The organism is Polynucleobacter sp. 35-46-11 (assembly GCF_002281105.1).
Map to the genome: position 1 here is coordinate 1 of NZ_NCFJ01000073.1, position 9321 is coordinate 9321.

The window sequence follows — 9321 nt, forward strand, 5'->3', positions numbered from 1 at the left end:
TTTTTTTATTCGATTTTTAAGGACCTTCTACTATGCGCAAAATAATTGCTTCTCTATTCATTGTCACCAGCCTGATTGCTAGCGCTGCAAGCTTTGCAGGGCCTAAGGTCGAATTCAAAACCACCATGGGTAACTTTGTTGTTGAGTTGGACTCTGTCAAGGCACCGAAGACCACAACCAATTTTTTAAACTATGTAAATAGCGGTTTTTATAACGGCACCATTTTTCACCGCGTGATTGACGGCTTCATGATTCAAGGTGGCGGCTTTACTCCTGACCTAGTTCAAAAACCAACCAATGCGCCGGTAGTTTCAGAAGCTCAAAATGGCCTTAAGAACCAAACTTATACGATTGCCATGGCGCGCACTTCAGATCCTGATTCTGCTACAGCTCAGTTCTTTATCAACGTTAAAGATAATGAAGGTCTGAATTATCCAAACGCGATGGGCAATGGCTACACAGTATTTGGCAAAGTCATTTCAGGAACTCAAACCATAGATGCCATTCGCAAGATTCCCACCATGCTTGCATCTGCACCGAAAATGGGTCGTATGGCGGATGTACCTAGTAAGACTGTCACGATTGAATCAGCGACTGTATTGAAGTAATTTTCACCTCTTGCTAGAGCCCTGAAGGTCAATAGCATGATATTGCTAGATGACGCTCAAAGTACTCAGACTGAGCTGAGCAGCCGCCTTTATGAACAGGCGCTGCATTGCTGGACTGTCCATCCCCAGCCCAGTCCTTCAGACACAATCACCGCAGTAGATGAATGTCTGCGGAGCATCAATGCAGCATTGACTCGCGGTGAATATGTTGTCGCAGCATTTGCTTATGAATTCGGTCTATATCTTCATAAAATTGAACGGCGCCGAGATGACGTAAAGCGTCAACATCCACTGGTTCAGGCATGGTCATTTAGATCCTATGAGAGCCTAAGCAAGCAGGATGTCGATGCATTCATTAAGGGAAGAGTTGAGATACTTGATTCCGACTCTCAAGTTGCGGGGGTTAGCAATCTTCATGTTTCTATTAATGAAGAGAAGTTCAAGTCTGATATTGAGGCGATTCAAGAATACATTCGTAGTGGTGATGCGTATCAAATTAATCACACCTTTAGAATTACGGGGGAGGCCTATGGTGACCCTCTCGCACTGTATGCACGATTAAGAAATCGCCAGCCGGGAAGATTTGGGGCATTTATTAAAAGTGACTCAAACTATGTTCTTTCCCAGTCTCCCGAATTATTTATTCAAAAACAAGGCAACACTCTGAAGGCTATGCCTATGAAAGGCACTGCAAGTGCATTGAGTGATTCAGCGGAGCACTTGTCAGCAGATGCCAAAAATCAGGCAGAGAATGTCATGATCGTCGATTTACTGCGCAACGATCTAAGTCGTCTTGCCTTGCCGGGAACAGTCAGTGTTCCTCAACTTTTTGAAGTTGCCAGGTACGGTGATGTATTGCAAATGACATCAACGGTTCAGGCTCAGGTTAAACCTGGCATTGAATTACGGGATATCATGAACGCAGCCTTTCCTTGTGGCTCCGTTACAGGTGCACCCAAGAAACGCAGTATGGAGATCATCCAAGAATTAGAGTGTCAAGATCGCGGCTACTATTGCGGGGCTCTTGGTTGGATAGATCCTGATGGTGACTTTGCATTTAGCGTCCCCATTCGCACACTGGAAATTGATCGGAACCCAAAGACCTTAGCCTCACCTTTTACTTTGGGTATCGGCGCCGGCATTACGATTGATTCGGAAGCCAAACAAGAGTGGGAAGAATGCGAAATTAAGGCAGCCTTCTTGAGTGAGATGCCAAGCGAAATAGGATTATTTGAAACAATCTTAGTTCACCAAGCTAAACCTCAACATTTACAGCTCCACTTGAAGCGTTTGGCTGATTCAGCGCTGGCACTAGTTATACCTTGCAATGTAAGCAACATCCTCAAATCCATTGAGGATGTTTGCGCTAACTGTAGTAATGATGCTGACTATCGATTGCGAGTAGATTTGAACTCTGTTGGTAATCTAAGCTGCCAAGCCACCCCAATTCAGTCTCTACAAGGTCCAGTAAAGATCTTTTGGGCGAGTGACATTCTTCCCGATCCCAGTAAAGCCACCCTTCACTCAGGCAACATCTTATTAAGACATAAAGTCAACAGTCGAAATATCTATGACCAAGCCTGGAAATTAGCTGAGGATCTTGGTGGCTTTGATGCCTTATTTATTAATGAAAATGGTTTTGTGACCGAAGGGGGAAGAAGCAGTATTTTTATTAAGTCAGGAAGTCGCTGGCTTACACCCCCAGTCTCTGCAGGTCTTCTACCAGGAGTGATGAGATCAATCATCTTAAATAATCCAGAATGGAATGCCCATGAAGCTAACCTGACTATTGAGGATGTTCTCAATGCAAAAGAGATTATGCTTAGCAACGCCTTACGCGGTCATATTTCCGCCCATTTTTAGAAAGCCTGCATGAAGTTTTGCTCTCAATGCGCATCACCAATTAGCATCAAGATTCCTGCAGATGATTCACGGGAGCGTCATGTATGCGACTCTTGCGGCGTCATTCATTATTTCAACCCCCGCAATGTAGTGGGCTCTATTCCAGTCTATCGCGATCAAATTTTATTGTGTCGTCGCGCAATTGAACCAAGACATGGCTTTTGGACCCTGCCAGCTGGCTTTATGGAGCTAGGAGAAAGCACTACAACCGGTGCAGCCCGAGAGACACAAGAGGAGGCTGGCGCGATTGTTCAAATTGGCCCACTTTATTCACTGCTCAATGTGCCGCATGCAGAGCAAGTACATCTTTTTTATCTCGCCACCATGAGTTCACCAGACTTTCATGCTGGAGAAGAAAGTCTAGAGGTTGCACTATTTGATGAAAAAGATATCCCCTGGAGTGATATCGCCTTTCCAACAGTCAAGCAGACTCTAGAGTGGTTCTTTGCTGATCGTGCTGCGGGGGTGTTTGATACAAGTAAAGAGTTTAGCGTGCGCAGTAGAGATATTCTTCCAACAGAAAAGATCTAGACGCAGCAAGTTTATGAGCAATATCAACTGGCTAGGGTCTCAGGATGAATTTCCGAATCCACTGAATTGCCCAGACCCTGATCCAACAGTGCCAGGTTTAATTGCAGTCAGTGAGCGAATTTATCCAGGGCAACTGGAACGCGCCTATCAGATGGGAATTTTTCCATGGTACTCAGACAACCAACCCGTGCTCTGGTGGTCGCCTAATCCCCGAATGGTATTAAAGCCCACTCACTTTAAATGTCATGACTCTTTAAAAAAAACCATACGTCATTTTTTAGCAGATGTCAGAAAAGATATCTGGGTTGATCATGATTTTGGAGCAGTCGTTCGCTCCTGCGCAACTGCGAGTAGAAAAGATCAGGATGGAACTTGGATCACCCATGAAATCATGGACGCTTACACTGGCCTTCATGAACAAGGTCACGCCCACAGCATTGCTGTAATGGAGGATGGTCGCCTGATCGGCGGTCTGTATTGTGTTGCTTTTGGTGGGATGGTATTCGGAGAATCTATGTTTAGCCACCAAGCCGATGCTTCAAAAATTGCCTTAGCAGCTCTCACAGCCTGGTGCGAGCAACATCAGGTGGAAATGATTGATTGTCAGCAGGAGACTGCCCATCTTGATTCGCTAGGCGCGGCACCAATTTCTCGCGACCAATTTTTAGCCCATCTGCAAATTACTCTAAAGCAAACTAATATAGAGATTCCTTGGAAATTTGATAAAGAAATGCTGCGTCACTGGCTATGACACAATTAAAAGAGCTCCCTTTAACCGAGCTGCAGTTTTATGCAACGGCACCCTACCCCTGCAGCTATCTGCCTGGTAGAACTGCTCGCTCACAGGTGGCGACCCCATCGCACTTAATACATGCTGATTTGTATAGTGAACTGGTCAACGCGGGATTTCGTAGAAGCGGTTTATATACCTATCGACCCTATTGCGATGAATGCAATGCTTGCACCGCTACCCGCATTCCGGTCAAACACTTCAAACCCAATCGCAGTCAAAAACGCACATTGAAAAAACATGCTGGACTGGAGATTCGCATTCTGAACTTGGGATACCAAGAAGAGCACCTTGACCTATATAACAACTACCAAAATGAACGTCATGCTGATGGCGACATGGGTCACAGCACTGAAGAGAGCCAAGATCAGTACATGCAATTTCTACTGCAAAGTCGAGTGAATTCTAGAATCGTTGAATTTCGGGATGGTCCAGAAGATAACGAACCTGGTCGTCTACGCATGGTCAGCATGATTGATATCCTAGATCAAGGCATCTCTTCTGTTTATACCTTCTACGACACCAGTAATCTATCAGCAAGCTATGGAAGCTTTAGCATCCTCTGGCAGGTTCAACAGGCTTTGAACTTAGAGCTTCCCTATCTTTACCTGGGCTACTACATAAAGGATAGTGAAAAAATGTCCTATAAGGCTAAATTTCAGCCTATTGAGGGTCTAATCAATGATCATTGGCAGCCAATCATTGGGCCATAATATCTACCCATGATCGATAGCTACCCCCTTTTACGCCCCTGGCTTTTTTCTTTAGATCCAGAGCAAGCTCACAATGTCACCCTTAGCAATTTAGATCGAGCGCAACGTTGGGGTTTATTGCGTTGTCTAGTTAATCAACCTGATCCGGATCCACGCACATTTTGTGGCATCACTTTTCCAAATCCCGTGGGGCTTGCTGCAGGCCTCGACAAAGATGGCAAGCATATTGATGCGCTAGGCTCTTTAGGTTTTGGATTCTTAGAGATTGGAACCGTCACACCCAAACCACAACCCGGCAATCCAAAGCCCCGCATGTTTCGCTTGCCTGAAGCACAAGCCATCATCAATCGTATGGGCTTTAATAACGATGGTGTCGATGCATGCGTCAAGCGTGTACGAGAGTCTGCATATTGGCAAAATGGTGGCATTGTTGGACTAAACATTGGCAAGAATGTAAGCACTCCAATAGAGAATGCTGCGAGTGATTACATCACTGCTATGGAAGCGGTTTATGACCTTGCTTCATATATTACCGTCAATATCTCCTCTCCTAACACCCAGAACTTACGCGCACTTCAGGGTGAAGATATGCTGCGCTCTCTCCTTAACTCCCTGCACGTAGCACGCGAAGCTCTAAGTGATCAGTACGGTGTTCGCAAGCCCCTCTTTTTAAAAATTGCACCGGACTTAGATCAAAGCGATATCAAACTCATCGCTGATCTCTTGCTGGAATTTAAAATTGATGCCGTTATCGCAACGAATACAACGATTGCGCGCGATGCAGTGAAAGGGCTCGAGTTTGGAGAAGAGCTTGGTGGCCTCTCCGGTGCACCAGTTCGAAATGCCTCTACAGAAGTAGTAAAAAACCTCAAACAATATTTGGGTGATGTCATTCCGATTATTGGTGTTGGTGGCATTCTCTCGGGCCAGGATGCACTAGAAAAAGTTGAGGCAGGTGCGAGCCTTGTGCAGATCTATAGTGGGCTGATTTACCGTGGCCCAAAACTCATTAGTGAGTGCGCAGCTGCTCTAAAAAAGTGATTAGCTAGCCCCTGGAATTGGGTTTAGATAGGCAATCTGCGTTTCATATTGTGCAATTTCAGCAAAAATCGCTACAATTGACAACATGAGTACGAGCAAAACCGAAAAAGTGTCAAAAGCACCTGGCGAGGCTGGTAAAACCGCAATCCAGGTGGTTGAGCGCATGATGAATCTTCTTGATGCCCTAGCCAATCATGAAGAGTCCAGCAGCCTTAAAAATCTAGCTGAAGAGACTGATCTACACCCTTCCACCGCGCACCGCATCCTCAATGACTTAGTAGCCTGCCGATTAGTTGAGCGCGGAGACGGTGGGACTTACAGGCTAGGCCTTAAGCTGCTTGAGCTTGGCAACCTCGTTAAGGCGCGTTTATCTGTCCGCGAGGCTGCTCAAGCACCAATGCGTGCTCTACATAAGCTTACAGGTGAGACCATTAATCTCTCAGTTAGACAAGGTGATGAGATTGTCTACATTGATAGGGCCTATAGCGAGCGCTCTGGCATGCAAGTAGTCCGCGCCATTGGTGGGCGTGCACCACTTCACCTCACATCGGTTGGGAAATTATTTTTGGCGAGCGATGATCCGAATCAAGTACGCGCCTATGTCACGCGTACAGGTTTAGCGGGGCACACCAGAAATAGCATTACGGAGTTAAGTAAACTGGATTTAGAACTAAATCAAGTGCGCAAATTAGGACATGCAAGCGACAATGAAGAATTAGAGTTAGGCGTAAGTTGCGTTGCAGCTGAGATTTATGATGACAGTGGCAAGTTAGTCGCAGGACTTTCGTTAAGCTCCCCTACTGATCGCATTCAGTCTGACTGGTTAAAGCTCTTGCAAGACACAGCCCTGCAGATTTCCAAAGGAATGGGCTACAAACCCAAAGTTAACGAAAATAATTACTGAGAATCAAACACGCTTCGAATTTGATTTACATTAAGCGACGAATAGCTTGAGGTTCACCTGAGGGCATATGCTCATACCAATCCCGAACCCTCACTGCATCAGCAAAACGCGATTGCGTACCAACCGAGTCTAAGAAAACTAGTAGCAAGGGTGTGTTGTTCACTCTGGCTTGCATTACTAAACACCTTCCTGCTGCATTAATGAAACCTGTTTTTTGTAGGCCAATATTCATATCGCCAGCACGCACCAAACGATTGGTGTTCAAGAATTTCTGTGGACGCTTTGCAATCACCATAGTGAGATCCGGCCAAGTAGAAAACTCACGAATCACTTTATATTGGTAAGCTGCACTCAACATGCGGGCGAGATCTTCAGCTGAAGCTACGTTCTCACTCTTAAGGCCGGTGGGATCAGCAAAAAAAGAATGTGTCATCCCAATTTCTCTAGCCTTAAGATTCATGGCATCGATAAAGGCTGGTATACCGCCTGGGTAATTTCTACCGAGAGTATATGCTGCCCGATTTTCAGATGCCATCAAGGACAATAATAGAGCCTCTTCTCTTGTTAAGACCGTACCACCAGCAAGACGGGAGTTTCTATATATATTCACATCATCTGAGTTAATGACGAGTGTCTCATCCATTGGCAATTTAGAGTCGAGCACCACCATTGCAGTCATCAGTTTAGTGATGGATGCGATCGGTAGACTTACCGAGGAGTTTTTTTCAAAATAAACCTCTTTGGTATCTTGATTAACGACCATCGCAACACTGGACTTCAGATTAAGGTCATCATGTTGACCGCGTAACCCTAAGGCAGTTGCAAATGAAGGTCTTCCTGCCACCACAGGCTCGCTTGAACGGGTCACCGTGGTCCGAACTGTTTTGGGCTTCTTAGACGATTTCACTTGCTTCTTTGCAGCCGATTTGGGCGGTGCCTTGGATGTCTTCGAAGCCTTGGGGTCATTATTGCTTGCACTTGCCTGAAAGGAAGTAATTAGGCCAAATGACATTAGCCCAATAAACGCAATAAGCCAAAATCGTTTCAAGTGCATCCCAAATAACCTTCCAAAACTTTTAACATACTGAATGATAAATAACTTTTTCTTCTCTACAGCCATTATTGCCTGCATTGACTAGAAAACTCTCTTGTGAGGCACTCTTACTCTGCAATCGTAGCAACTGCCTTTGCTTGCCCTCGATTAACCAATATGACTCCAGTCATGGTCAATATAAGGCCACCTGCCATCATAAGTGTGAAAGGCTCATCAAATAAAAACCAGGCCATTACTGCAGTAGTTGGTGGTGTTAGGTATAAGAGGCTGGTTACCTTGGTTGCTGCCCCCTTGCGAATCATCATGAATAGCAGGCTAATTGATCCGATTGATAAAGGGAAAATTGCCCATAGCAAAGCGCCAATAACCGAAGCATTCCAAACCATGACTCCAGACTCAAAGTAATACATACAGATAAAGCAAAGAACTGCTGATACGCCAAACTGAATTGATGACCCAGCGCGAAGATCAAAGACTGGGCAAAATTTCTTCTGATACAGAGTGCCGAATGTAATAGCAAGTAAAGCAGCGAAAGCAAGAACGTAGCTTAATAATGGGATTTGAGTAAAGCCAATTTTTTCGGCCACCACCAGAGCCACACCAGCAAACCCAAAACACAATCCAACCCACTGACGTCCCGTCACCTTTTCAGAAATCCAAGCCGCAAACCATGCAGTCAGAATTGGTTGGAGACCGACAATTATTGCAACCAAGCCTGCAGCCATACCCAAACGTACGGCGAACCAAACACCTAAAAGATAGCCAAACTGTAGCAATACCCCAGCGATGGCAATGTGCTTCATTTGATGCCAGCTTGGCCAGCTGATTCTCCAGACCAAACTCAGGCATGCCATGGCCATTAAGACACCCATGAAGCGCCAAAATAGAAATGTGGCAGGCTCAACATAAGGCATCGCTAGACGCGCAATCACAAAACCCGTACTCCAGATCAACACGAAGAGTGGTGCAATTAGGTTATCTAGCTTCAAACTCATGTTTAACTTATTGAAAATACGCGATTTTTTTTATTCAATTGATGATTTTAGGCTCATTTATAAATAACTAGTCCCATATGGCTGACAGCACTCCCCTTAATATTGCAGCGCACCATGAATACGATAAAATGATAGCTAAATGAATTGACAATATTGAGATAAAGCTCATAGTGAAGAAATGAATCAGGCCCACAGGAAAGGGAAGAAATGAATCTAACGCCAGAACAAATTGCAGCAGCACAAAAAGCCAATCTAGAAACTTTGAGTGGACTAACTAATCAAGCACTTCAGAGCATTGAAAAACTAGTTGAGCTCAATATGCATATTGCCAAACAAAGCTTAGGCGACAGTATGAGCAGCGCCAAAAAAGCATTAGAAGTAAAAGATATTCAACAACTCCTCGCCCATCAAGCCGAGGCAGTTCAGCCGATGGCTGAAAAAATCATGGCTTATAGCCGTCATTTGTATGAATTAGCCCATGAAACTCAAGCAAGCTTTACAAAGTCTGCCGAGAAAGAGTTTCAAGCTGGACAGTTAAAGATTAATGCATTGGTTGAGGATTGGACTAAGAATGCGCCAGCAGGATCTGAGGCTGCTGTTGTCGCCATCAAACAAGCCATTGCCTCTGCTAATAACGTATTTGAAACTAGCCAAAAAGCTGTCAAACATGCAGTTGAAGTTGCTCAAACCAATCTGAATAGCGCTAACAGCTCAGTTGAGAAAACAATTAAAGCAAGTAGCAAGACTGCAAGCAAAGCTAGTAAGAAAAAGTAACCCTACCCT

At 44.9% G+C, this 9321-nt stretch carries 10 protein-coding genes; 8 read left to right on the plus strand and 2 right to left on the minus strand.

The genetic code is table 11. From position 1 onward, the window contains the following. The first annotated feature begins 32 nt into the window (after positions 1–32). The 7 genes from B7Y67_RS07500 to B7Y67_RS07530 all read left to right on the plus strand — a co-directional run bounded on the left by B7Y67_RS07500 (position 33) and on the right by B7Y67_RS07530 (position 6489). Positions 33–608, plus strand: a complete 576-nt coding sequence (locus B7Y67_RS07500; RefSeq protein WP_293598106.1) for a peptidylprolyl isomerase — start codon at positions 33–35, stop codon at positions 606–608. 36 nt (positions 609–644) lie between these two features. Then, a complete protein-coding gene (locus tag B7Y67_RS07505; protein ID WP_293598107.1) occupies positions 645–2471 on the plus strand; it encodes a bifunctional chorismate-binding protein/class IV aminotransferase in 1827 nt (608 codons plus the stop codon). Positions 2472–2480: 9 nt separating this feature from the next. Then, positions 2481–3041, plus strand: a complete 561-nt coding sequence (locus tag B7Y67_RS07510) for an NUDIX hydrolase (RefSeq protein ID WP_293598108.1) — start codon at positions 2481–2483, stop codon at positions 3039–3041. A gap of 13 nt (positions 3042–3054) precedes the next feature. Continuing rightward, positions 3055–3792 carry a leucyl/phenylalanyl-tRNA--protein transferase gene (aat, locus tag B7Y67_RS07515; protein ID WP_293598109.1) on the plus strand — a complete coding sequence of 246 codons (738 nt, stop codon included), beginning with the start codon at positions 3055–3057 and terminating at the stop codon, positions 3790–3792. Beyond that, a complete protein-coding gene (locus B7Y67_RS07520; RefSeq protein ID WP_293598110.1) occupies positions 3789–4544 on the plus strand; it encodes an arginyltransferase in 756 nt (251 codons plus the stop codon). Before aat ends, B7Y67_RS07520 begins: the two co-directional genes overlap by 4 nt. A 9-nt stretch (positions 4545–4553) precedes the next feature. Continuing rightward, entirely contained in the window at positions 4554–5585 is a 1032-nt protein-coding gene (locus B7Y67_RS07525; protein ID WP_293598111.1) for a quinone-dependent dihydroorotate dehydrogenase, read from the plus strand. A 109-nt stretch (positions 5586–5694) separates the two neighbouring features. Next, positions 5695–6489 (plus strand): IclR family transcriptional regulator, encoded by a 795-nt coding sequence (locus B7Y67_RS07530; protein ID WP_215303884.1) that lies wholly within the window; start codon positions 5695–5697, stop codon positions 6487–6489. Positions 6490–6514: 25 nt separating this feature from the next. On the opposite strand, the gene B7Y67_RS07535 is transcribed toward B7Y67_RS07530, so the two are convergent. Further along, on the minus strand, positions 6515–7501 hold the full coding sequence (locus B7Y67_RS07535) for a serine hydrolase (protein ID WP_293598112.1): 987 nt from the start codon (positions 7499–7501) through the stop codon (positions 6515–6517). 149 nt (positions 7502–7650) lie between these two features. After that, entirely contained in the window at positions 7651–8538 is an 888-nt protein-coding gene (locus tag B7Y67_RS07540) for a DMT family transporter (RefSeq protein WP_293598113.1), read from the minus strand. A 207-nt stretch (positions 8539–8745) separates the two neighbouring features. On the opposite strand from B7Y67_RS07540, the gene B7Y67_RS07545 reads away from it, so the two are divergent. Continuing rightward, a complete protein-coding gene (locus B7Y67_RS07545) occupies positions 8746–9312 on the plus strand; it encodes a phasin family protein (RefSeq protein WP_293598114.1) in 567 nt (188 codons plus the stop codon). Positions 9313–9321 lie beyond the last annotated feature (9 nt).

Coding starts and splice junctions, on each gene's coding strand:
- B7Y67_RS07525 (WP_293598111.1), top strand. CDS start 4,554: ATGATCGATAGCTACCCCCTTTTACGCCCCTGGCTTTTTTCTTTAGAT.
- B7Y67_RS07545 (WP_293598114.1), top strand. CDS start 8,746: ATGAATCTAACGCCAGAACAAATTGCAGCAGCACAAAAAGCCAATCTA.
- B7Y67_RS07520 (WP_293598110.1), top strand. CDS start 3,789: ATGACACAATTAAAAGAGCTCCCTTTAACCGAGCTGCAGTTTTATGCA.
- B7Y67_RS07505 (WP_293598107.1), top strand. CDS start 645: ATGATATTGCTAGATGACGCTCAAAGTACTCAGACTGAGCTGAGCAGC.
- B7Y67_RS07500 (WP_293598106.1), top strand. CDS start 33: ATGCGCAAAATAATTGCTTCTCTATTCATTGTCACCAGCCTGATTGCT.
- B7Y67_RS07510 (WP_293598108.1), top strand. CDS start 2,481: ATGAAGTTTTGCTCTCAATGCGCATCACCAATTAGCATCAAGATTCCT.
- B7Y67_RS07535 (WP_293598112.1), bottom strand. CDS start 7,501: ATGTCATTTGGCCTAATTACTTCCTTTCAGGCAAGTGCAAGCAATAAT.
- aat (WP_293598109.1), top strand. CDS start 3,055: ATGAGCAATATCAACTGGCTAGGGTCTCAGGATGAATTTCCGAATCCA.
- B7Y67_RS07540 (WP_293598113.1), bottom strand. CDS start 8,538: ATGAGTTTGAAGCTAGATAACCTAATTGCACCACTCTTCGTGTTGATC.